Here is a 22334-nt window from a genome sequence, read left to right on the forward strand (position 1 = left end):
CGATCGCCCGCGATCGCATCCTCACTCCTTCGCCCGGAAGGAACTTGGCGAGTTGCGCAACGGGGCGGCGTACATCGTCTCCCAGCAGACACCGGTCTGGAAGTTGGTCAGTTGCGCCGTGACCGGCAGCGGCAGCAGCGGGTTGGTCAGCGGATCGCCGAGGCTGACGCCGCGCCCGCGGACGATCAGCTTCGCCTTGTTGGCGTTCGCCGCCTTGAGGGTCATCTTCTGCGCGCCGCCGGCGATCGCCGGCGGGTCGTAGTACTTGTAGCCCTTGTTCGCGCCGAGCACCGTCCAGGCCGGGCCTGGCGGCACGCCCATCTCCATCACCAGCGCGCCGCTGGTGCCCGCGTACAGGCACAGCGCGTAGTCGGCGCTGCCCATGGGGTCGCTGAAGTCGGCGAACGAGGTCGCCTCGGCCTTGATCATCTTCCAGGTGAAGCGGTCGGCCGCGTCGTCTTCCTTGTTCGTGATGATCAGCAGCGACTTGGCCGAGTGGCGGCAGCCGGACTGCGGCGCCAGCGGGCAGAGGTCGTTGAGGCAGGTGTCGTAGACCTCGTCGCAGAGCACGCACGGGTCCGGGTTGTCGATGCAGGTGCCCGCCTGGCAGGTCTCGGCGCCGTTGCAAAAGAGCGTGTCGCTGCACGAGGTGCCGTCGGGCTTCAGGACGTTGGCCGGACAGTCATCGCCGCTGCCATCGCAGGATTCGGTGACGTCACAGACGCCGGTCGCGGCGCGACACACCGCGGTGCTCTTGGCGTCCGCCGGACACGCGTTGCCGATACCATCGCAGATCTCGACCACGTCGCAGACCCCCGCCGCGGCGCGGCAGACGGCGGTGCTCTTGGCGTCGGCGGGACACGGGGCACTGGTGCCGGTGCACTGCTCGGCGACGTCGCACTCGCCGGCGGCGGCGCGACAGGTGGTGGTCGCCGGCGCGAACGCGTTCCCCGGGCAGGCGGCGCTCGATCCGGTGCACTGCTCAGCGAGGTCGCAGACGTCCGCGGCGGCGCGACAGGTGGTGGTCGCCGGCTCGAACGCGTCCGGCGGGCACGCGGTCCCGACGCCGTCGCAGTGCTCGGCGACGTCGCACACCCCGGCGCTGGCGCGGCAGACCGTGCTGGTCGGCTGCACGGCGTCGGCCGGGCAATCGTCGGCGACGCCATCGCACACCTCGAGGACGTCGCAGACGCCGGCGCTGCTCCGGCAGAGGGCGATGCTCTTGGCGTCGGCCGGACAGGCGGCGGCGGAGCCGGTGCACTGCTCGACCAGGTCGCAGACGCCGGCAGCGGCGCGGCAGACGAGGGTGGCCGGCTGGAACGCGTCCGCCGGACACGCGGCGGCGGCGCCGGAGCAGTGCTCGGCGACGTCGCAGACGCCGGCGCTGGCCCGGCACTCGACGCTGGGCGGCGCGAAGGCGTCCGCGGGACAGTCGTCGGCGATGCCGTCACAGCTCTCCGCAACATCGCACTCCCCGGCGACCGCGCGACACACGGCCGTGCTCTTGGCGTCGGGAGGGCAGCTCACGCTCGCCCCCGTGCACTGCTCGGCGACATCGCAGACGCCGGCGCTGGCGCGGCAGGTGGTGGTGGCGGGCGCGACGGCGTCGCTCGGACAGGCGACGCCGCTGCCGGTGCAGTACTCGGCGATGTCGCAGAAGTCGGCGCTGGCACGGCACACGACGCTGCTCGGCTGGAAGGCGTCGGCCGGACAGGCCACGCCGACCCCGTCGCAGGTCTCGACGGCGTCGCAGACGCCGGCACTGGCCCGGCACACGGTGGCGGCGGGCTCGACCGCGTCCGCCGGGCAGTCGTCGCCAATGCCGTCACAGCTCTCGGCGATGTCACAGATCCCCGCGGAGGCGCGACACACGCCATTGCTCTTGGCGTCACCGGGACAGACCGCGCCAGATCCCGTGCACTGCTCCGCCAGGTCGCAGACGCCGGCGGCGGCACGACAGACCGTGGTTGCCGGCGCAAAGCCGTCGCTCGGACAGGCCACCGCGGCGCCGGTGCAGTGCTCGGCGACGTCGCAGACGTCGACGGCGGCGCGGCACTCGGTGGTCGCGGGCGCGAACGCGTTGGCCGGGCAGGCCACGCCGGCGCCGTCGCAGGTTTCGGCGACGTCACACTCCCCCGCCGCGGCGCGGCAGACGGTGGTCGCCGGCTCGACGGCATTGGTCGGGCAGCCGTCGTTCATGCCATCGCACCACTCGGCAATGTCGCAGACGCCCGCGGCGGCGCGGCAGAGCGCCGTGCTCTTGGCATCGCTCGGACAGGCGTTGTTGACGCCGTCGCACGATTCGACGAGGTCGCAGACCCCGCCCGAGGCGCGGCACACCGCCGTGCTCTTGGCATCCGCAGGACAGTCGTTGCCGATGCCGTCACACGACTCGACGAGGTCGCAGACCCCGCCAGCAGCGCGGCACACGGCGGTGCTCTTGGCATCGCCCGGACAGGCGGCGCTCGCCCCGGTGCAGGTCTCCGCCAGGTCGCAGACGCCGGCGGCGCTGCGACACACGGTGCTGCTCGGCTGGAAGGCGTCCGCCGGACAGGCGGCGCTCGCCCCGGTGCAGTGCTCGGCGACGTCGCAGATGCCCGCCACGCCCCGGCACACCGTGCTGCTGGGGACGAAGGCGTCGGCCGGGCAGTTGTTGCCGAGGCCGTCGCAGAATTCGGCGACGTCGCAGACGCCCGCCGTGGCGCGGCACTGGGCGGTGCTCTTGGCGTCCGCTGGACAGTCGTTGCTCACCCCGTCGCACGATTCGACGACGTCGCAGACGCCGCCCGAGGCGCGGCACACGGCGGTGCTCTTGGCATCGCCCGGACAGGCGGCGCTCGCCCCGGTGCAGGTCTCGGCGACGTCGCAGGCGCCGGCCGCGCCGCGGCACACGGTGCCGCTCGGCTGAAAGACATCCGCCGGACACGCGGCGCTCGATCCGGTGCAGTGCTCGGCGACATCGCAGACGCCGGCAGCGCCGCGGCAGACGGTGCTCGCCGGTTCGAAGGCGTCGGCGGGACAGGCGTTGCCGACTCCATCGCAGACCTCGGCGGGATCGCAGACCCCGGCCGAGGCGCGACACTGGGCCGTGCTCTTGACGTCGCCCGGACAGTCGTTGCCGAGGCCGTCGCACGCCTCCGCGACGTCGCAGACACCGGCCGCGGCGCGACACACCGCGGTGCTCTTGACGTCCGCGGGACAGGCCGCGCTCGTCCCGGTACAGGTCTCGGCAACGTCGCACGCCCCCGCGGCTCCGCGGCAGACGGTGCTGCTCGACTGGAAGACATCGCTCGGACAGGCGTTCCCGAGGCCGTCGCAGACCTCGGCGACGTCGCAGACGCCGGCCGCGGCACGGCACACCGCGGTGCTCTTGGCATCGGCGGGACAGTCGTTCCCGACGCCATCGCAGACCTCGACCACGTCGCAGACGCCGCCCGAGGCGCGGCACACCCCGCTGCTCTTGGCGTCCGCTGGACAGGCGGCGCTCGTCCCGGTGCAGGTCTCGGCCACGTCACACACGCCGGCACTGGACCTGCACACGGCGCTGCTGGAAGCGAAGGCGTCGCTGGGACACGCCGCGCCCGCCCCGGTGCAGGTCTCGGCGACGTCGCACACGCCCGCCGCCCCGCGGCAGACCGTGCTGTTCGGCTGGAAGCTGTCCGACGGACACGTCGGCCCCGTCCCGGTGCAGGTCTCGGCCACGTCACACACGCCGGCGACACCGCGGCAGACCGTGGTGTTGGGCTGGAAGCCGTCGGCCGGACACGTCGGGCTCGATCCGGTGCAGGCCTCGGCGACGTCGCAGGCGCCGGCCGACGTGCGGCAGACCGTGCCGCTCGGCTGCAGGGCATCGCTCGGGCAGTCGTTGCCAACGCCGTCGCACGACTCCGCGACATCGCAGGCGCCGGCCGAGGCGCGGCACTGGGCCGTGCTCTTCGCATCCGCCGGGCAGACGTTGCTCGCGCCGTCGCAGAATTCCGCCACGTCGCAGGCGCCGGCCGCGGCGCGGCACTGGGCCGTGCTCTTCGCATCCGCCGGGCAGGCGTTGCTCGCGCCGTCGCAGAATTCCGCCACGTCGCAGGCGCCGGCCGCGGCGCGGCACTGCGCCGTGCTCTTCGCATCCGCCGGGCAGGCGTTGCTCGCGCCGTCGCAGAATTCCGCCACGTCACAGGCGCCGGCCGAGGCGCGGCACTGCGCCGTGCTCTTGGCATCCGCCGGGCAGTCGTTGCCCGCCCCGTCGCACGACTCCGCTACGTCGCACACACCGGCCGAGGCGCGGCACTGCGCCGTGCTCTTGGCATCCGCCGGACAGGCCGCGCTCGACCCGGTGCAGGTCTCCGGCACGTCGCACACGCCGCCGGCCGAGCGGCAGACCGTGCTCGCCGAGGCGTACGCGCAGGCGCTCGTGCAGCACGCCCCGCCGTCGCACTGCTCGGGGCTGTCCACCACCCCATCGCCGCAGTCCGAGTAGTAGAAGGCCAGGTCGACGCGGCTGATGTCGCCATTGTTGCCGGCGCTGGCGTGCGCCGGGTCGTACACGGCCGGACACGCCTGCCCCGAGCCGATGCCGGTGGCATTGGCGAGGATGTCGACGTCGAAGGTGAAGCTCGAACCGCTGGTGAGTTGGAACAGCCGCTCGATGTCGCCGTTGCTGCCGTTGTTGGCCGGCGTGCCGCCGGTGGCCACGATCGACGCCGACCCGCCGATCAGGGTGATGTTCAGGGTGTTGGTGACGCTCGGCGCCCCCAACCCCGACAACGAGGAGACCGAGGTCGACCCGGTGTAGGTGATCGTGCTCCCAGAGGTCGTCGAATAGGTGAAGCGGTTCGCGGCCGCCGGCGCGGCGCCGGTCATCGTGTTGCCGTTCACCGACTGGTCGACGCGCAGGCCGAAGTACACCTTCGTGTGCGCCGCCAGGTTGACGCCGGTGCAGGTGACGGTCGCGCCGGTGCCGCGCGTCGGCTGGTTGGCGACCGCGCACGTGCCGCCGCCGGGCAGGCTGTAGACCGGCCCACCGGTGATGATCAGGGCGGACGCCCCCTGCGCCACCCCAAGCACCGCGACGATCCCCAGCAGCAGGCCTGGGCGGACGGGGAGGATCCCCCTCATCGACGATCGGTTCTCGCGACGCCGCTCACCACGACCCGTGCGAGCCGTGACTGCCGTGCGAGCCGTGACTGCCGTGCGAACCGTGACTGCCATGCGAGCCGTGCGACCCGTGGCTGCCGTGGCTGCCGTGCGAGCCGTGGGAGCCGTGCGAGCCGTGACTGCCGTGCGAGGCGTGCGACATGTGCTGCGCCAGCAACAGCTTCTCGCTGTTCGGTTCCGTGCGCAGGGCCCGCGCCGCTTCGTCGGCGTCCAGCGCGGCCACCGGCTTCACCGCCTGGCGCGCCTCCTCCTGGCTGAGGAAATCCAACGGCGACCTCCGCAGGGAGGGCAGTCCCCCCTTTTTCTCGCTCATCGTGCTGTCCTCCGTCCCCGAACCGACTCAACCGACCGATCGGGTGCCAGCCGTGGCAGGTGACCCCCTGCCCCTGGTTAGCACGGTCTGAGCATTTTCTGTCAAGACGCATTCCACCGCGGCGCCGCGCAGAGGGGCGGGATCGCGGCGGTCGATCAGCGGCGGCCGGGGACGGCGTCGAGGAAGCGGGAGATGCGGCGGATGCGGTGATTGGAGGTGTCGGCGATCCACAGCGAGCCCTCCGGGTCGAGGAACAGCGCGGAGGGTCGGCGCAGCGAACAGGTGGCGGCGGGGCCGCCGTCGCCGGCGAAGGTCGGTTCGCCGTTCCCGGCGACGGTGGAGATGACGCCGGCGGTGTCGATGCGGCGGATGACGTTGTTGCCGGTGTCGGCCAGGTAGAGGTCGCCGTTGGGGGCGAACTGGATGTCGTACGGCGTGTCGAGCCGGGCGGCGGTCGCCGGGCCGCCATCGCCGCTATAGCCGCGCTGGCCGGTGCCGGCGATGGTGGAGATGACGCCCCTGGCGTCGATGCGGCGGATGACGTGGTTCTTGATCTCGCAGAAGTACAGCGCGCCGTCGGGCCCGAACTGCAGGCGCGACGGACCGTTGAGCAGCGCGCTGGTCGCCGGGCCGCCGTCGCCGGCGTAGCCGCGGTCGCCGGTGCCCGCCGCGGTGTGGATGATCCTGGCGGCGTCGACGTAGCGGATGACGTTGGCGTCGACGTCGCTGATGAACAGGCCCCCGTCGGAGTCCGGCAGGACGCCGAAGGGCGTGCTCAGGGCCGCCTCGCGTGCCGGGCCGCCGTCGCCGGCGTAGCCGTAGGCGTCGCTGCCGGCCACCGTGTAGACGTGGTCGGTGGTGTCGACCATGAACGCCACCGGCACGTGGTCGCCGGCGATGTAGAGGTTGCCGGCGACGTCGTACTCCATGTTGCTGGCGTGGTGCAGCGGCGAATCCTTGGCCAGGGCGCCGTCGGCGGGAAAGTCCTCGAAATCGGTGCCCATGATCGTCTCCACCGTGCCGTCGCCGTTCACCCGGCGCAGGCGGAGGTTGTTCCAGTCCATGATCAGCAGGCGGCCGGCGCGGTCGAAGAGGACGTCGATCGGGAAGTAGAGCGAGGTGTCGCGGGCCGGGCGGCCGTCGCCGTCGAACTGCGCCTTGCCGGTGCCGGCGACGGTGCAGATGGTGCCGAGCGCGGCGCAGTCGGGCCCGGCGGTCGGCGTCGGCGCGGCGGTGTCGGTGGCCAGCGGCGTGGCGGTCGCGGTCGCCGTCGCGACCGGCGTCGCGGTGCGGCTCGGGGCGACCGTCGCGGTGGCCGTCGCGACCGGCGTTGCGCTGGCGGCACGCGTGCCGGTGGCGGTGACGGTCGCCGGCGACGTTCCCGTCGGCGTCGCGACCGGCCCCGAGGCGTCGCCGCTGCCGCACGCGGCGAGCAGCACCGAGACGCCGGCGCACAGCGCCGCGACACGCACCCTGCGCATGGAACCTACGGTCGCACGGTCCCGCTGACGAGTTGCGGGCCGCCATAGCGGAGGACGCCGTTGTTCAGGTCCGCGAGGTCGCCGCCGACCGCCCAGATGCCGTCCTCGCTGTCGACCCAGACGGCGTGGAAATCGCGCCCCTGGTCGTCGCTCCCTTCGTCCACCGTGACCCAGCCGGCGGCGTCCCGCGTCGCCACCGCGAGGCTGTTGCCCACCGCGACCGCGCGATCGTCCGGCGAGTAGAAGACGCCGTTCAACTGCGGACTGTTGGCGGGGTTGGCGAGCAGGAAGTCGCCCGCGCCCTCGCGCTCGAGCAGCAACGCCTCGGCGAAGAAGCCGCCGACCGCGCCGACTCGGCTGGCATTGCCGTGCACGGTGAAGAGCTGCCGGTCGTTGATGTTGGGCGTGGTCACCACCGACCAGGCGCGGCCATTCCAGTGCAGCACGACGCCGCGGAAGCCGACGGCATAGACGTCGTCGGCCGCCCGCCCCCACACCTTGAAGAGCTGTGGAATGCCGCTCGGGCGCACGCCGCTCAGGTCGACCGGCGCCCAGGCGACGCCGTCGTAGTGCCAGATGACGCCGCCGGCGTCGGGGCGGTCGATGTCGGCGCCGACCGCCCAGACGTCGCTCGCCGAGGCGCCCCACGTCCCGTAGATGCGCTCGCGACCCGGGGTCGTGTCGCGGCTCACCTGACGCGACGCGAGGTCGTAGCGCAGGATCAGCCCGCCATCGCCGGAGAGGTAGAAGGCGTTGCCGATCGGCGCGACGCCGATCCACCAGAGGTCGCCGGTGGCGCCGGTGAGCAGGCGATCCCAACCGGCGCCATCGTAGTGCAACATCAGGGGGCCGCTGCCGTCGTGCGGATCGGCGCCGACCGCGTAGACGTCCTTGGGCCCGGTGCCCGACACCGAGAGCAGCGCCGCCGGCAGGTTCTCCAAGGTTGGGCGCAGCCGGCCGCGCGTCTGCCCGACGGTGCACATGTGGTCCCGCGCCAGGCACTCGGGCTGCACGTGGCAACCGATGCAGGTCGCCTTGTCGTCGAAGCGGACGCGGCGCGACGGCGCGTCGACCCACTGCCAGTGCCAATCGCCGTCGTCCGGATCGAAGCCCGGCTCCTCCTTGCGCATCGCCCGCCAGCGGCTGAGATCGCGGTCGGCGCAGCCGGATCCGTCGTACTCCTCCTTCACGACGATGCTGCCGACCGGCAGCGGGCTCTCGTTGCGCAGGTACGGCTCGGCAGCGATCGGATTGGCGAGGACGCGGATGTTGACGCCGCCGTGCTCGACGCTGAGCCGGCAGTCGCGCACCTCGATGAAGGTGTCGCGGTAGTCGGCGGGGAAGATCGCATCGACGCCGCCGGTCGGCGTGGCGGTGGGAATCGGCGTCGGCGTCACCACCGGGCAGCCGGTGAGCGCCACGTTGACGGCGGCGATGAGCTCGGAGATCGACACCGAGCCGCTGCCGTTGGTGTCGAGCGCCGGACAGACCGACGCCGGCGCGCTGCCGAGCGCGATGTTGACGCCGCGGATCAGCTCGCCGATGTCGACGCTGCCGTCGCCGTTGCAGTCCCCGGGACAGGCGGCAGTGGCCGGCGCCGCGAGAAAGAGAAGGAGAACCCCGAGAAGAAATCGCTTCACGGACATCAACGGAGAATCGCGGCGGCGCGGGGCGGCGCGGCGTCTCTCGTCGACTCCGCGCCGCCGCGTCACGATCGCTGCTTCTATCGCTTCACCTTGCGGATGCGGCTGTTGAACGTGTCCGAGATGTACAGGTCACCGTCGTCGTCGAAGGCGACCCCGAACGGTCGGTTGAGCTTGGCGTCGACGGCCTGGCCGCCGTCGCCGGCATAGCCTTTCTCGCCGGTGCCGGCGACGGTGCTGATCACGCCGGTCGCCAGGTCGATCATGCGGACCCGGTTGTTGTTGGTGTCGGCGAAATAGAGGTTGCCGTCCGGCCCGATCTCGAGATCCTCCGGGTAGGCGATCCTCGCCTCGACGGCCGGCCCGCCGTCGCCGCCGAAGTCGCGCTCCCCGGTGCCGGCGACGGTGACGATCTGGCCGTCCTTGTAGTCAGCCGCGCCGCCGAAGACGATCTTGCGGATCCGGTTGTTGTTGCTGTCGGAGAAGTAGAGCGCGCCGTCCGGACCGAACGACAGGCCACCCGACGGCTCCGGATTGCCGCCGGCGGGGAAGTTGAGCTGCGTCGCCAGCGCCGGGCCGTCGCCGTTGAAGCCGGCGGTGCCGGTGCCGGCGATGGTATCGATGATCGCGTTCTCCCGCTGGGTGGCGAAATCGTAGAGGACGCGGATGCGCTGGTTGCGTTGATCGATGATGAAGAAGTTGCCCCGGTCGTCCCAGGTGCCGTGCGGCGGCTGATTCACGCGCGCGTCCTTGGCCGGCCCGCCGTCGCCGGCGAAAGCGGCGCCGGCGCCCATGAGCACCCGCACCCGTCCGGTCTCGTGGTCGATGACGCGGATCTTGTGGTTGTGCCAGGCCATGAAGATGACGTCGTGGTTGGGGAATTCGAGGACGTCGGTGGGATGGTTGAGGTCGACGGTCAGCGGCGGCGCGCCGGCCGGCGTCAGGTCGCTGAGATCGGCCGGACCATCGCCGACGAAGTCGGAGCCGGCGATGGTCTGGATGGTGTCGTCGGGCAGGATCTCGCGCACCTTGTGATTGTTCCAGTCGAGGAAGATGCGCCGTCCGTTGGACAGGAACGAGATGTCGAACGGCCAGTACAGCGTCGTCAGCAGGCGATCCCTGCCCTCGCCGTCGTAGCCCTCGCCGCCGTTGCCGGCGAAGGTGCAGATCGAGCCGACGACGTCGCTGCAGGGGATGATCTCCGGCGTCGGCGTCGGCCGCGGCGTCGGCGGTGGCGGCAGGTTGAGGCCGGTGACCTCGCGGATGCGCTGGTTGTGGGTGTCGGCGATGTAGACGTCGCCGTTCGGCGCCAGGCCGACGCCGTAGGGGCGATCGAGCTGCGCCGCGGCCGCCGGACCGCCGTCGCCGCTGAAGCCGCGCGTGCCGGTGCCGGCGAAGGTATGGATGATGCCGGCCGGGTTCACGACGCGAACGACGTTGTTCATCGTGTCGGCGATGTAGAGCGTGCCGTTCGGCGCCACCGCGACGTCGCTCGGCGTGTCGAGCGTCGCCGCGAGCGCCGGCCCGTTGTCGCCGCCGTAGCCGCGCTGGCCGGTGCCGACCACGGTGTGGATGGTGCCGACCTCGTCGATCATCCGGATCTTGTGGTTGCCGGTGTCGGCGATGAAGATCCGATTGCGGTCGTCGATCGCGATGCGGCTCGCGGGGGGAGCCGACTGGCCCTTCGGCCCATTGAGCTGCGCCTGGATCGCCGGCCCGTCGTCGCCGGCGCTGCCCGGCGTGCCGATGCCGGCGAAGGTGTTGATGATGCCGCTCGGCTCGAGGATGCGCAGGCGGTAGTTCGCCTGGTCGGAGATGATGATGTTGTCGTTGCTGTCGATGACGACCGAGCTCGGCAGATCGAGCAGCGCGTTGTTACCGGGGCCGCCGTCGCCGCCGAAGGCGCGGGCGCCGGTGCCGGCGAGATTGGTGACCAGACCGGTGGTGAGGTCGAGCCGCTTCACCAGGCTGTTGTGCCAGGCCGCGATGATCATCCGGCCTTCGTGGTCGAAGGCGACGTTGGTGGGATGATTGAACTGCGTGTAGAGGGCGACGCCGTCCTTGGCGTCGCCGAGCTCGCCGGTGCCGGCGACGGTCTCGAGGATGCCGTTCCTGATGCGGCGGACGCGGTGATTGTTCCAGTCGACGACGTACACGTAGCCGTCCGGACCGACGGTCACGTCCTGCGGCAGGTAGAGGTTCGACTCGAGCGGCGGGATTCCTTCGTCGGTGATGCCGGCGATGCCGGTACCAGCGATCGTGGTGATGGTCGGCGCCGGGCAGCCTTCGAGCGCCGCCTTGACGGCGGTCAGCAACTCGCTGATGTCGACCTGGTTGTCGCCGCCGAGGTCGAAGACCGGACAGAGGGACATGGGTTGTGCGCCGAGCGCGATGTTGACGCCCTGCAGAAGCTCGTTGACCGCAACCTCGCCGTTGCCGTCGCAATCGCCGCAGCACGCCGCCGCAGGGGCCGCGCCGCCGAGCAGCAGAGCGGCACCGATGCCCACCAGCCAGCCCGCCGACCAGCGGGCACTCCGAGTCGTCATGCGCCCCTCCTCCACGGCCGCCGTCAGCGCGCCGCGGCCCGTCCGACCTGCGGCACGTGCCGCACCGGCGTCGCACGACGGCGCGGAATCATTCGGTCCGACCGCATGAATGCAGCCGACGTTAGAGGAGGGGTTCCATCGAGTCAAATTTGCCTCAAGCGTGAAACCCCCTGCGCGACGCGTGCTTGCCACAGTATTTTGCCTGTCGTAGCGTTCGTCCGACCGATGGCTCGATGGATCCGGGCGGCGCGGCCCGAGCTCGCCTCGCTGGTCGTCTCACTTGCCGTCGCGGGTTCCGCGCTGGCCCATGGCGGGCGCTTGCCGTTCGACTCCTGGGGCGGGTTCACCGGCGACGTGCTGCGCTGCCAACGGGTGATCGCACGGGCAGCGGCGCGCTGCGCGTCCGACGCCTGGGCGGCGCGCCGCGCCTGTCGCGAGACCGCACTCGACGGCGGCGTCTGCGACGAGGCGGCGACGACGGCGCGCATCGCCGAGGCGCGCCGTCGGTCGCAGGACGAGGTCGCCACCGCCTGCACCGAACGCCAGGCCTCCACCCTGCAGTTCCTGGGCTCGTTCGATCTGCAACAGGACCTCATCGACTTCTGTCGCGACTGGGAGCGCGCCGCCGATTCCGCCGCCTTCGGCGCGCTGGGGACAGGGAACGCCTGCGCATCGGCCACCGCTGCCGCGGTCAGCGACGTCATGCAGTACGCGCTGCGCAGCCGACGCCGTTGCATGGATCGGGTCGCCGCCAGCGCTGGCGGCGCCGCGTCCCGTGGGCCGCTGCTCGCGGGCGCCGACCGCCACCTGAGCCGTGCCGTCGAACAGGCCGCGCTGCGCCTGGCGGCTCGCTGCCCGGACTTCGTGAGTCGCTCCGGCCGTTCGCCGGGGGACTTGCTCACCACCGTGGCCGCCCGCGCCGACTGCGTCGGTGGCGCCTTCTACATCCAGGATCGCGTGCTGTGCGCGCCGCCGCTGTGCGGCAACGGCGTCGTCGAGACGAACGAGGACTGCGACGACGGCAACACGGACGACGGCGATGCCTGCCCGGCGTCCTGCACGCGCTGAGGGGCCGGCGCCGCTCAGGGATCCGGCAGATCGGGCAGCAGCGCGTCCGAGGTCAGGATGACGCGCACCGTCTTGCTGACCTCGACGTCGTCGGAATCGCGCACGGTCACGGTCAGGTTGGCTTCCGTCTCTTCGATGGCGAGGAAGGGTCCGCTCCGGTCGAAGGGGAACGACAGGGCGCGGCGCTCGTAGAAGCCATCGGTCGGAACGGTCGGCAGAAAGACGTTCGCCTGCGCATCGACCAGGACGCCGAGCACCGCGCTGTCGAGCCGCATCCTGACGGCGACGCGATTCAACGGATTGACGCAGCTCACCCGGATGTGGACGCGGACATCGGCGCTGGTCTGCGCGCGCTGGCGAAAGCGCAGGTGGTCGCAGCTCTGCAAGGGGCCGAAGCCGAGCGTATTGGTCCCGATCTGCAGCAGCCGGCCCTGCGGGCAGAACACCTCGGCTTCGGGCAGGCGCGGCAGATCGACGTTGTCGCAGCAGCGCTGCGCGAGCCCCACCACCGACTCGCCGCAGCCGCTCGCCGGATCGCAGACCGGGACCGTGCACGGATCGCGCGGCGCGATGCGGAACGGCAGATCGCCGCTGGCGCTCAGCGGCGGTTCGGCGGCATCCTGGCACCGCACCGGCACCGCGACGAGCCCGAGCTGCTCGTCGGCCGGCGTCCACCGCAGGACGTCGTCCTCGAGCGTCATGCCGGCGAGCAGGGCCTCGGCGGCGCAGGCGACGGCACCGCCCTCGGGATCGACGGCGCCGATCGGACGCGCGATCGCCTGGCCGACGACGCCGCGGTAGACGAACGGCGGGGGCAGCAGCGGCGGGTGGTTGCCGGGCACGGTGGGACTCGGACTCGGCGTCGGGGTAGGCGCATCGACCGGACAGCCCGAGAGCAGCGCGTTGGTGGCGGCGATCAGCTCGCTGATCGACACCTCGCGATCAGCGTTCACGTCCACGGCGGCGCAGCTCGCAACCGGCGCCTGGCCGAGCGCGATGGCGACGGCGGCCACCAGCTCGTTGATCCGCACCGCACCATCGCCGTCGCAGTCGCCGACACAAACGCCGGCCGCAGGGCCGGCGAGGAGAGCGGCAAGAGCGATGCAGGCGAGCGCGCGCACGGTCGGGCGAACGATAGGTGACGCGTCGCGGTAATGTAAGCCGCTGGCCGCGTTCGCGCCCTGGAAATGCCGCGCGCCGAACGCTAGCAGGCGGAACATGAGCGAGCGCGCGCGGCGGTGGGCGAGGAGCCTGTTCGACCCGGTGGACGGCAGCTCGATGGCCGTGTTCCGCATCGCGCTCGGCTTCGTCATCGCCTGGGACGTCGTCCGCTACTGGCAGTACGGCTGGATCCACGAGTACTACATCCGCCCCAAGTACCACTTCGGGTACATCTACCTGGAGTGGGTGCGTCCGCTGCCCGGCGACTGGATGTACGTCCACTTCGCGGTCATGGGCATCGCGGCGACGCTGGTCTGCCTCGGCCTGTTCTACCGGCCGGCGATCATCGTCGTGTGGTTCCTCTACACCTGGAAGTTCCTGATCGAGAAGTCGGTGTACATGAACCACTACTATCTCATCGGGCTCCTCTGCTTCCTCTTCATCTTCATTCCCGCCCACCACACCTGGTCGCTCGATCGCCGCCGCCATCCCGAATGGCCGCAGACCGTGCCGCGCTGGACCGTGTACCTGCTGCGCTTCCAGCTCTTCGTCGTGTACTTCTACGGTGCCATCGCCAAGATCAATCCGGACTGGCTGCGCGGCGAGCCGATGCTGTCGGCGATCACCGCCCGCGTCCCCGGCGTGCCGGAGATCGCGTCGCACTTCCCGCCGGCGCTGCTCGCCTACGCCATCGCCTACGGCGGCATCCTCAATGACGCGCTGGTGCCGATCATGCTCTCGTTCCGTCGTACCCGCGTGTTCGGCTTCCTGTGCGCGCTCGTGTTCCACCTGCTGAATGAGATCTTCCTCAGCATCGGCATCTTCTCGTATCTGATGAGTGTCGCCGACACGATCTTCTTCGAGCCGGACTGGCCGCGCCGCCTGGCGGCGCGCTGGGGCTGGGTGTCAGCCGCGGCGGCGCCCGCCGCGATCACCGCGGCGCCGCGCGCGACATCGCGGCGGCTGGTGCTGGCGGGGCTCGGCGCCTACGTGGCGTTCCAGATCCTGGTGCCGCTGCGCCACTTCCTCTACCCCGGCTACGTCAGTTGGACCGAGGAGGGGCACCGCTTCAGTTGGCACATGAAGCTGCGCGGCAAACAGAGCCGCATGATGATCATCGCGACGCTGCCGGCCACGCACACCACCTTCCAGCTCGATCCGCGCGACGATCTCACGGATCGCCAACTGCGCAAGGTGTTCACGTTCCCCGACATGCTGTTGCAGTACGTGCACTACAAGCGCGACGAGCTGCGCGCCTCCGGCGCCGACCCGGTGATCAACGTCACCTGGCTCTGCTCGCTCAACGGCCAGCCGGAGCGGCCGCTCGTCGACCCCACCGCCGATCTCGCCAAGGCCGAGTTGTCCCTCTGGCCCGCCCCCTGGGTCCTTCGCTAGCGGACCGGCAGGACCTGTCTACGACGCCGGGCGACTCTCCAGCGCCACGCCGGGAACGTCGAAGCCGTAGGCGTGGGCGAGCGCGACGACGGGGTGGACGGTCGCGCGGCCGGCTCCCTGCTCGATGTGCAGGGCCGCCAGGCGGCAGTCGGTGCAGGCGAGCGCGCACGGTTCGCCGGCGTCGGCGCGCATGCCGGCGAACGCCTTCTCGCCCCAGCGCAGCGACTCGGCGAAGTGCGCCTTCTGCATGCTCCAGGTGCCATCGTGTCCGGAGCACTCCTGGACGGTCGTGACCTCGTCGGCGATCAGCCCGAGCAGGTCGCGCCCGCGGATGCCGATGTTCTGCACCCGGATGTGACAGGGGACGTGGTAGCGGACGGATCCGAAGCGGCGGACGAAGTCGCGCTTCAGCCGCCCCTCGCGCGCGATCCGGTAGAGGTATTCGTCGAGATCGTGCGCGCGGCCGGCGATCAGCGCGCTGCGCGGATCGGCGACCAGTTGGGGAAACTCCTCGCGCACCATCAGGCTGCAGCTCGGCGACGGGATGACGATCGCATAGCCCTGCTCGGCGTATGCGGCGAGAACGTCGAGGTTGGCGCGGATCTTCGTCCCGGCGGCGTCGACGTCGCCACCGTCGAGAAACGGCATGCCGCAGCACGCCTGCTGCGGCGGCCGCACGACCTCGATGCCGTTGTGCTCGAGCACCCGCACCGCGGCGATGCCGACGGCGGGGTCATTGTAGTCGATGAGACAGGTCGAGAAGAGCGCCACCCTGGTCGGCGTCGCCTGCGTCACGCCCTCCTTCAACGGCTGCAGCGCCTCGACGCGCGGCGTGTGCCGGCCCCACCACTGCGGAAAGGTCTCGCGGTGATAGGTCGGCATCAGCTTGTCGCGGTGGATGCCGACCACGCGCTCCATCACGGCCCGGTTCGCCGGGTTGCGCAGCGCCCAGTTGGTGAGCGCTGGGGTGGCGCTGGCGACTCGACCGATGGTCGCCGTGTCGCGCATCAGCCGCGTCTGCAGCGGGACCCCCTCGCGCCGCGTGCGATGCGCCTTCCAACGCAGGAGCAGGCGCGGAAAGTCGACCGCGAACTCGTGCGGCGGCGTGTACGGACAGTTGGGGTAGCAGAGCTTGCACTGGAAGCAGCGGTCGACGACCGCATCGACCTCCTGGCTCCCGAGGTCGCGGGCGTGCGCCTGCAGCTCCGGCAGCTCGTCGCCGTAGGTGACCCCGACCTCGCGACCGTCGTGATGCTCCGCGAGCGCCGGCGCGGCGGCCGCCTCGCGCCGCTTCGCTTCCGCCGCCGATGCGACTTCCGGATGGACGGCCAGGTATTCGGCGCGCTTGCGCTCGGTCTTGCCGTCGATCAGCTCGAACAAAGTGGGGAAGCTGCCGCAGAACTTGAAACAGAGACGGCAGCCCCAGCAGATATCGAAGATCCGGTCGACCTCCTGCCGCAGGTCGGCGGCGTCCCAGAACCTGGGATGGTCCACCCGCAGCCCTATCGACTCCGCCATGTCCTCACCTCGGTATCCCCCAGCGCATGAACCCCGCCGGCCCCCGCGCACCGGCCCGCTGGCCGCTTCGGCACTGTAAATGAGTGATCCGAGTCGTCAATTGAGCCAGGCCCGGCGCCAGGCGCAGGGCGGCTCACCCACCATTTGCTGAGCGACTCGACATCGCACTTTTTCGTCACTCTGCGGCTCGCCGACGGATCGAGCGTGACAATTTTGTCACGCTCCCTGGTTCTCGAATGACAAGCGACGCTTCTGTGACGCTGGCATGCGTCCTGCTCCAACGCGGCGTCCAGTGGAGGGACGGCGCATGGTTCGTGGACGGATTCTCACCCCGCAGATCGATTCCCGCAGCCTCATGTCCGAAGAGGTGCTGATGTTGGCCGTGCTGGAACAGGCCTTTTCGGATCTCGAGAGCGGCTGTCCGGCGGTGCGCGCGGATGCCGAGGCCTACTTTCTGGCCTATGAAGCCGACAGCAGCGCATTCAGCCTCGATTCCGTGTGCGCCCAGTTCCGCCTCTCGTCGAGCGCCATTCGCGGCGAGGTGCGCCGGCGGCTGAAGCAGCGCCCGCTCGCCAAGGGCAAGGCTCTGCGCCAGGCCGCGTGAGCGCCGGCCGGCGTTCACGCCTTCAGGCGTGCGCGCCACAGGCGCTCGATCTGCTCGCGCAACTGCTCGCGGCTGCCACTGTTGTCGATGACGACGACGGCGTGCGCGCGCCGCTCCTCGTCCGAGAGCTGCGCCCGCATCCGCGCCGCGACCGCCGCCGGATCCATCCCGCGCTGATCGGCCAGGCGCTCCACGATGACCTCGCGGCGCGCCACCACCAGCCACACCTCGTCGACCAACGTGTCCCAGCGCGCCTCGATGAGCAGTGCCGCCTCGACGACGACTGGTGCGGCGCCGCTCGCCCGCGCCGCCGCGACCCGCTGCGCGACCGCGTCGCGGATGAGCGGATGGACGATGCCGTTCAGTCGCGCCAGCGCCGCGGCATCGCCGAAGACGATGGCGCCGAGCCGTTTGCGATCGATGGCGCCGTCGGCGCCGACGATGTCTTTCCCGAACGCCGCGACCACCTGGTCGAATCCCGGCGTGCCGGGTGCGTACACCTCATGGCCGACGCGGTCGGCGTCGATGACCGTCGCCCCGAGCCCGGCCAGCAGTCGAACCGCGCTGCTCTTGCCCGAACCGATGCCGCCGGTGACGCCGATGACGCGAACTGGGCTGCTCACCGGCACACCCGCACACCGGTCGAGTGACCGGAAGCCACCGGACGGCCCGCGGCGCGCGCGCCGTTCCGGTCGATTCCCGTCCGATCAGCCCGCCGCCTGCAGGACCGGCGATTCGGGCTTGGCGGCACTGCGCGGCGCCGGACGCGTGCCGGTGGCGACGTCGTGTCGCCAAGTCGCCAGCCCGCGACGCAGGTACTCCGGATTGATCTCCAGCGTCTCGCAGATGTTCTCGTACGAGAAGAACCACCCGCGATCGTTCGACGTGATCCACTGCTGGGCCTCGTCGAACAGTTGCTGGCCGTGCCCGTCGCGCGCCACCGCATACTTCTGGAAGCAGTCGAGCGCATCCTCAAGCACCGCCAACATCAGCCGCTTTTCCCCGCGCACCCCGCTACCGCCCCGGAATGCCGCATAGAACTGGGCCGGCAACAGCGCGTCAGGCTCGAAGAGTCCGAACGAGCGATCGGTCATCGTAGAAGCCCCCACCTCCGCAACACTTGGAAACGTCCGCCACTCTACTGAAGACCCGAACCGGGACAAATGAAAACGTCAAGCTCGGCGCGGCGCCCGTCCTAATGACGAGCGCCGCGCCGCGCTGTGTCTGTCGGCGGCGGCGCGAGAGTGGTCGCGCGAGGGCGCCCGGCCTACTTCTTCGCGCCGAGCACCTGCTCCTTGAAGCTCTTGGCGACCGTGAAGCGAACCTTCTTGCGCGCCGGAATCTTCACCGGCTCTCCGGTCTGCGGGTTGCGGCCCATGCGCGCCTTGCTCTGCGCCTTCCGGAAGGTACCGAGGTCGGGGATCTTGACCGGGTCGCCCTTCTTCACCGAGCTGACGACGGTCGACACCAACCCCTCCAGAATCTGCTGCGCCTGCTTCTTCGTCACATCTCCCGCCTTGGCCAACCGCTCAATCAGCTGCGACTTCGTCATATGATCCCCACCTTTCAGTTGAGTAAACCGTTGTCCTAACTGCCCGGCAAAATCGGTCCTTACTTGCCCTCAGCCCGGACCTCCTGTCAAGAGTATTCTTGTTGTTGACGGGGCGCGGATTCGCTTGTGCCCGTAGGTGAAACCGGACCTGAGCGCCCCGTCAGTCCGCGGCCGGTCGGATCAGCACGTGGCGCGACGGCTCACGGCCGACGCTCTGCGAATCGAGACCGTACGCGTCGGCGAGTTGATGCTGCAGCCGGCGCAGGTAGGCGGGGCGCGGCGACAGCTCCACCGGGCGGCGCTGCGCGATCACCTCGATCACCGCGCCCTCCGCTTCGCGCAGCGCCTCGTCCTGGTCGGGATGCGGCGCGTCGAGGTCGAACAGCTCGCGCAGGGCGAGCTCGATCTTGCCCGGGCTGCTCGACGCCACCGCGTGCACGCGCGCGCCGGGGGCGAAGCCGTCGCGCAGGCGGCGCGGCTGCTTGCGAACGATCGCGCGCAGGGTCAGCACGACGTCCGCCTGCTGCGGCGAGTCGACGACCACCGCCGGCACCTGCAGGGCGCGCACGGCGCGCTCGACGCGCTCGCGCCGGAGCGCGTACGGGAAGATGCGCAGCGGCCGTTCGCCTTGCGGCGCAACGGCGTGCGCCGGCTGCGGCACGGCGGGGGACGGTGCCGGGGCCTCGACCGACACGCTGCCGTCGGGGCGGCGGACGCGCCATTCCGGCTCGACGACCTGGTGGCGCAGCAGGCGATCGACGGTCATCGCGACGTCGACGTGCACCGCGAAGCGTTCGCGGTCGCGGATCTCGACGACGACGTCGAAGGTCGGCGGCGCCTTGCGCTCGAGCACCGTCTTCTGCGTCCGCCGCCGCCGCGCCTCCTCGTCACCGAGCGTCACCGGCTGGATGCCGCCGACGAGATCGGCGAGCGTCGGATTGGCGACCAGATTCTCGAGCGAGTTGCCGTGCGCCGTGGCGATCAGTTGCACGCCGCGCTCGGCGATGGTGCGCGCCGCCAGCGCCTCCGCCTCGGTGCCGATCTCGTCGATCACCACCACTTCGGGCATGTGGTTCTCGACCGCCTCGATCATCACCGCGTGCTGGCGCTCCGGCGCCGGCACCTGAATGCGGCGCGCGCGACCGATGCCCGGGTGCGCGATGTCGCCGTCGCCGCCGATCTCGTTCGAGGTGTCGACGATCATCACCCGCCGCTGCAGGTCGTCGGCGAGCACGCGCGCCGCCTCGCGCAGCAAGGTGGTCTTGCCGACACCCGGGCGGCCGACGAGCAGGATGCTTTTCCCGGCCTCGACGACGTCGCGCACGACGTCGATCGTGCCGTAGACCGCGCGGCCGACGCGGCAGGTGACGCCGACGATGTCGCCCATGCGGTTCCGCAACGCCGAGATACGGTGCAGGGTGCGCTCGATGCCGGCGCGGTTGTCGGCGTTGAACTGGCCGACGCGCGCCGCGACGTAGTCGAGGTCCTCGCGCGTCACCACGTCCGCGGCGAGCGGCGTGACGCCGTCGGCGAAGCGCGCTTCCGGCAGGCGGCCGAGGTCGCAGACGACCTCGATCACCTCGGCGGCACGCGGGTCGGCCCGCAGCGCATCGCAGACCCGCGGCGGCAGCACCGCGAGCAATTGGTCGAGGTTGTCCGTGACTTCCGTGCGCGTTGCTCGAACCCCAACGGCCGTGGTGGATCGCACGCCCGCAGCGTACCTCAGAAGCGGCGCGAAAGCGACGGGCGGTCGGCGGGGGCCGCGGCGTCGGCCGCCGTGGCCGCCGCGCCATCGCCCGACGGGTCGAGGACGGCGCGCGGCACGGCGCGAAGGAGCTGGGTGACCAGGCTCGACTCGCGCTTGAAGAAGCCGTCGGTGTGGAACGAGTCGCGCAGTCCGAGCAACTGATAGTCGAGGTGGTGCCCCATCTCGTGCACCAGGGTGCGCAGGAAGGTCTTGTAGGCCACCACCTGGCCGCGCTTCGCGGTCAGCATCCAGATGCTGATCACCTCGCGCTGACCGGCGGACTGATAGAGCCCGTGCAACTCGCCGCGCGCGTCGGAGGGGCGCTCGGCCTTCACCTCGACGCGCAGCGACCGCACCCGCAGCGTCGCGCACAGCTCGTCGCAGATCACCTGGGCGACCCGCGCGGTGCGCGGGCGATCGGCGTGCGCCAACGCCCACTCGAGCAGCGCCACCGCCTTGGCCAGGCGGGCGGTCACCCGCACCGGGATGGCGGCGACGGCGTTGCTGCGGTCGTACTCGCGCTGCTGGGCGCGGGAGAGGCGGTGGCGGAAGTTGGCCATGGACCGCAGCCGCCGGACGTCCTCACCGCGGCGCGGGCCGCGACGCGCCGGCCCGCAGCGCGCCGTCACCGCGCTTGCCGAGATTGCGGAACGGCGAGCCGCCGCGGCCGCCGGAATCGCACCCGGGAGCCGCGAGCAGCAGCCAGACGGCCAGCGCCGCGCCCGCCGCGGGCCAGCGCCGCGATGCCATCTACGCGGCGGAACGCGCCGGACGGCGCGACCGAGCCAGGCGGCGCGCCACCTCGCTCGGCGAATAGGGCGAGTCGTAGACGCCTGGGCGGTACCCGGTGAAGGTCAACCCCTCGAGGTCGTGGGCGTCCACCTCGACGAACACCCGCTGCAACCCCTCCGGCAGCGCCGCCGGCTCGTCGGGCGCCGGCACCGGCCGCTCGTCGGAGACCGCCCGGTGGGTTCCGATGTCGAGGGGAAAGATGAGATCGGCGAACGGGATCTCGTGGGCGGGCGCGCCGCCGGGTGCGATCCACTGTCCGCCGCGACGTCGCACGAACCAGACGCGCGCCATGGCAGCAATCCTCAATGCGTGGTGACGGCTCCGCCCGAGGTCGCGCCCAGCATCTGGCTCACGGCGTCGTAGGCCGGCGACAGCAGATGGTCGAGCGTCTCGGTGAGCAGGTGTTCCAGATCCGACAGGTCGTCCACGGTCAGCGCCGAGACGTCCTGGTGCATGCCGTGCAGCGCCCAGATGGTCGTGCGCAACCGGCTCCGCACGTCCTCCAGCGTCCGCAGCACCTCCTGGGCATCGATCGGCCCCTCATCCTGGTGCTCGTCTGACATCGCGTCCTCCCTGGGCCCGACCGTCGCCGGGTAGCGCGAAGCTGTCACGCCACCATACGCAGTGCAAGCCGAGTTGCGCCCGCCGTGGAACGGCGACCGCCCGATCGACCGACGCCGATCGTGTCCCGCCGCTCGTCCCCTGCCCGTCAGTCGCCGACCGAGTCCCAGTCGATCTCCCAGAACTCGGGGATCGCCGGTCGCAGCTCGAAGTGGCCGCCGAAGCACTGGAAGCTCGGCTGGTGCGCGAGGCGCTCGGTGAGCAGATGGCGATGGGTCGCGAGGTCCCCGCCGGGCGGCAGGCCGAGGTCCACCCGTTGGCGCTGGCCGCATTTCTTGCACGCCACGTCGACCCGCACGGGTCGCCCGCTCACGACGTCGGCCGGGGTTGCGGCGCCGGCGTGCCCGGCGCCGCGAACGGCGCGATCTGGTCGGCGCGCGCCTTGGCCTGGGCGGTGAGCGCCTCGCGCACCTTGTGCACCAGGCGATCCTGCTGCTGCACCCGCCGCTCGATGCTGCGGAACTGCGCCAGCGGCACGTTCTTCGTCGCCAGCTCCTGGTCCAGCGTCAGGTCGTGGTTGGCCTGCATCGCCGTGTACACGTCGATGTAGAGCTGCAGCTCCTCGGGCGTCACGTCTTCGCCCGGCGACGGCGCCGGCTCCTGCGCCTCGGGGCGCATGCCGAAGAGCAATGCGCCCACCAGGGCGCCCATCGCGGCGACGCCGAGGACGACGCTGGTGAGACGGACGATCATGTAGAGCGGACGCCGGGCCACGGCGCGGCCGATCCTCGCCCGATCGATCCGG

Annotated in this window: 20 protein-coding genes; 3 read left to right on the forward strand and 17 right to left on the reverse strand. The window is 71.2% G+C overall.

The annotated features are described in order from the left end of the window. Positions 1 to 21: 21 nt before the first annotated feature. The 5 genes from KF840_12515 to KF840_12535 all read right to left on the reverse strand — a co-directional run bounded on the left by KF840_12515 (position 22) and on the right by KF840_12535 (position 11131). Entirely contained in the window at positions 22 to 5109 is a 5088-nt protein-coding gene (locus tag KF840_12515; protein ID MBX3025722.1) for a hypothetical protein, read from the reverse strand. Positions 5110 to 5134: 25 nt separating this feature from the next. Further along, on the reverse strand, positions 5135 to 5461 hold the full coding sequence (hxsA4, locus tag KF840_12520; protein MBX3025723.1) for a His-Xaa-Ser repeat protein HxsA4: 327 nt from the start codon (positions 5459 to 5461) through the stop codon (positions 5135 to 5137). A gap of 155 nt (positions 5462 to 5616) precedes the next feature. Further along, entirely contained in the window at positions 5617 to 6942 is a 1326-nt protein-coding gene (locus KF840_12525) for a hypothetical protein (protein MBX3025724.1), read from the reverse strand. 5 nt (positions 6943 to 6947) lie between these two features. Beyond that, entirely contained in the window at positions 6948 to 8588 is a 1641-nt protein-coding gene (locus KF840_12530) for a cytochrome P460 family protein (protein MBX3025725.1), read from the reverse strand. Between the two features lie 77 nt (positions 8589 to 8665). Beyond that, on the reverse strand, positions 8666 to 11131 hold the full coding sequence (locus KF840_12535; GenBank protein ID MBX3025726.1) for a hypothetical protein: 2466 nt from the start codon (positions 11129 to 11131) through the stop codon (positions 8666 to 8668). A gap of 225 nt (positions 11132 to 11356) precedes the next feature. On the opposite strand from KF840_12535, the gene KF840_12540 reads away from it, so the two are divergent. Continuing rightward, positions 11357 to 12199: a hypothetical protein gene (locus tag KF840_12540; protein MBX3025727.1), complete on the forward strand. Its 843-nt coding sequence runs from the start codon at positions 11357 to 11359 to the stop codon at positions 12197 to 12199. A 14-nt stretch (positions 12200 to 12213) separates the two neighbouring features. Here KF840_12540 and KF840_12545 read toward each other — a convergent pair whose 3' ends face one another. After that, complete coding sequence (locus KF840_12545; GenBank protein ID MBX3025728.1) at positions 12214 to 13230, reverse strand: hypothetical protein; 1017 nt, start codon at positions 13228 to 13230, stop codon at positions 12214 to 12216. Between the two features lie 187 nt (positions 13231 to 13417). On the opposite strand from KF840_12545, the gene KF840_12550 reads away from it, so the two are divergent. After that, on the forward strand, positions 13418 to 14755 hold the full coding sequence (locus tag KF840_12550) for an HTTM domain-containing protein (protein MBX3025729.1): 1338 nt from the start codon (positions 13418 to 13420) through the stop codon (positions 14753 to 14755). Positions 14756 to 14773: 18 nt separating this feature from the next. On the opposite strand, the gene KF840_12555 is transcribed toward KF840_12550, so the two are convergent. Next, positions 14774 to 16273 carry a hypothetical protein gene (locus tag KF840_12555; GenBank protein MBX3025730.1) on the reverse strand — a complete coding sequence of 500 codons (1500 nt, stop codon included), beginning with the start codon at positions 16271 to 16273 and terminating at the stop codon, positions 14774 to 14776. A gap of 307 nt (positions 16274 to 16580) precedes the next feature. Here KF840_12555 and KF840_12560 point away from each other — a divergent pair, with 307 nt between their 5' ends. Continuing rightward, complete coding sequence (locus KF840_12560; GenBank protein MBX3025731.1) at positions 16581 to 16877, forward strand: hypothetical protein; 297 nt, start codon at positions 16581 to 16583, stop codon at positions 16875 to 16877. Positions 16878 to 16891: 14 nt separating this feature from the next. Here the strand turns inward: KF840_12560 and coaE are convergent, their stop codons facing one another. The 10 genes from coaE to KF840_12610 form a co-directional block, all read right to left on the reverse strand. Next, entirely contained in the window at positions 16892 to 17479 is a 588-nt protein-coding gene (gene coaE, locus KF840_12565; protein ID MBX3025732.1) for a dephospho-CoA kinase, read from the reverse strand. 105 nt (positions 17480 to 17584) lie between these two features. Next, complete coding sequence (locus tag KF840_12570) at positions 17585 to 17971, reverse strand: hypothetical protein (GenBank protein ID MBX3025733.1); 387 nt, start codon at positions 17969 to 17971, stop codon at positions 17585 to 17587. Positions 17972 to 18144: 173 nt separating this feature from the next. After that, positions 18145 to 18429 (reverse strand): HU family DNA-binding protein, encoded by a 285-nt coding sequence (locus KF840_12575; protein MBX3025734.1) that lies wholly within the window; start codon positions 18427 to 18429, stop codon positions 18145 to 18147. 160 nt (positions 18430 to 18589) lie between these two features. Next, positions 18590 to 20137, reverse strand: a complete 1548-nt coding sequence (locus KF840_12580; GenBank protein MBX3025735.1) for an AAA family ATPase — start codon at positions 20135 to 20137, stop codon at positions 18590 to 18592. Between the two features lie 14 nt (positions 20138 to 20151). Next, entirely contained in the window at positions 20152 to 20736 is a 585-nt protein-coding gene (locus KF840_12585) for a hypothetical protein (protein MBX3025736.1), read from the reverse strand. Positions 20737 to 20758: 22 nt separating this feature from the next. Continuing rightward, positions 20759 to 20926: a hypothetical protein gene (locus KF840_12590; GenBank protein MBX3025737.1), complete on the reverse strand. Its 168-nt coding sequence runs from the start codon at positions 20924 to 20926 to the stop codon at positions 20759 to 20761. Continuing rightward, positions 20927 to 21259 (reverse strand): hypothetical protein, encoded by a 333-nt coding sequence (locus KF840_12595; protein ID MBX3025738.1) that lies wholly within the window; start codon positions 21257 to 21259, stop codon positions 20927 to 20929. 11 nt (positions 21260 to 21270) lie between these two features. Further along, positions 21271 to 21531, reverse strand: coding sequence for a hypothetical protein (locus KF840_12600; GenBank protein ID MBX3025739.1), 261 nt, complete (start codon positions 21529 to 21531; stop codon positions 21271 to 21273). Positions 21532 to 21677: 146 nt separating this feature from the next. After that, positions 21678 to 21902: a hypothetical protein gene (locus KF840_12605; protein ID MBX3025740.1), complete on the reverse strand. Its 225-nt coding sequence runs from the start codon at positions 21900 to 21902 to the stop codon at positions 21678 to 21680. Further along, positions 21899 to 22303, reverse strand: a complete 405-nt coding sequence (locus KF840_12610) for a hypothetical protein (protein MBX3025741.1) — start codon at positions 22301 to 22303, stop codon at positions 21899 to 21901. The genes KF840_12605 and KF840_12610 overlap by 4 nt, the downstream gene beginning before the upstream one ends. Between the last annotated feature and the right edge of the window lie 31 nt (positions 22304 to 22334).

It is taken from the genome of bacterium (assembly GCA_019637795.1).
Taxonomy (GTDB): Bacteria; Desulfobacterota; Binatia; order HRBIN30; family CADEER01; genus JAHBUY01.

Excerpts from the sequence above, each read along its gene's own strand:
- KF840_12600 (MBX3025739.1), bottom strand. The coding sequence starts at position 21,531 with ATGTCAGACGAGCACCAGGATGAGGGGCCGATCGATGCCCAGGAGGTG.
- KF840_12530 (MBX3025725.1), bottom strand. The coding sequence starts at position 8,588 with ATGTCCGTGAAGCGATTTCTTCTCGGGGTTCTCCTTCTCTTTCTCGCG.
- KF840_12515 (MBX3025722.1), bottom strand. The coding sequence starts at position 5,109 with ATGAGGGGGATCCTCCCCGTCCGCCCAGGCCTGCTGCTGGGGATCGTC.
- KF840_12585 (MBX3025736.1), bottom strand. The coding sequence starts at position 20,736 with ATGGCCAACTTCCGCCACCGCCTCTCCCGCGCCCAGCAGCGCGAGTAC.
- KF840_12570 (MBX3025733.1), bottom strand. The coding sequence starts at position 17,971 with ATGACCGATCGCTCGTTCGGACTCTTCGAGCCTGACGCGCTGTTGCCG.
- KF840_12550 (MBX3025729.1), top strand. The coding sequence starts at position 13,418 with ATGAGCGAGCGCGCGCGGCGGTGGGCGAGGAGCCTGTTCGACCCGGTG.
- hxsA4 (MBX3025723.1), bottom strand. The coding sequence starts at position 5,461 with ATGAGCGAGAAAAAGGGGGGACTGCCCTCCCTGCGGAGGTCGCCGTTG.
- KF840_12555 (MBX3025730.1), bottom strand. The coding sequence starts at position 16,273 with ATGGCGGAGTCGATAGGGCTGCGGGTGGACCATCCCAGGTTCTGGGAC.
- KF840_12595 (MBX3025738.1), bottom strand. The coding sequence starts at position 21,259 with ATGGCGCGCGTCTGGTTCGTGCGACGTCGCGGCGGACAGTGGATCGCA.
- KF840_12590 (MBX3025737.1), bottom strand. The coding sequence starts at position 20,926 with ATGGCATCGCGGCGCTGGCCCGCGGCGGGCGCGGCGCTGGCCGTCTGG.
- KF840_12535 (MBX3025726.1), bottom strand. The coding sequence starts at position 11,131 with ATGACGACTCGGAGTGCCCGCTGGTCGGCGGGCTGGCTGGTGGGCATC.
- KF840_12560 (MBX3025731.1), top strand. The coding sequence starts at position 16,581 with ATGGTTCGTGGACGGATTCTCACCCCGCAGATCGATTCCCGCAGCCTC.
- KF840_12575 (MBX3025734.1), bottom strand. The coding sequence starts at position 18,429 with ATGACGAAGTCGCAGCTGATTGAGCGGTTGGCCAAGGCGGGAGATGTG.
- KF840_12525 (MBX3025724.1), bottom strand. The coding sequence starts at position 6,942 with ATGCGCAGGGTGCGTGTCGCGGCGCTGTGCGCCGGCGTCTCGGTGCTG.
- KF840_12540 (MBX3025727.1), top strand. The coding sequence starts at position 11,357 with ATGGCTCGATGGATCCGGGCGGCGCGGCCCGAGCTCGCCTCGCTGGTC.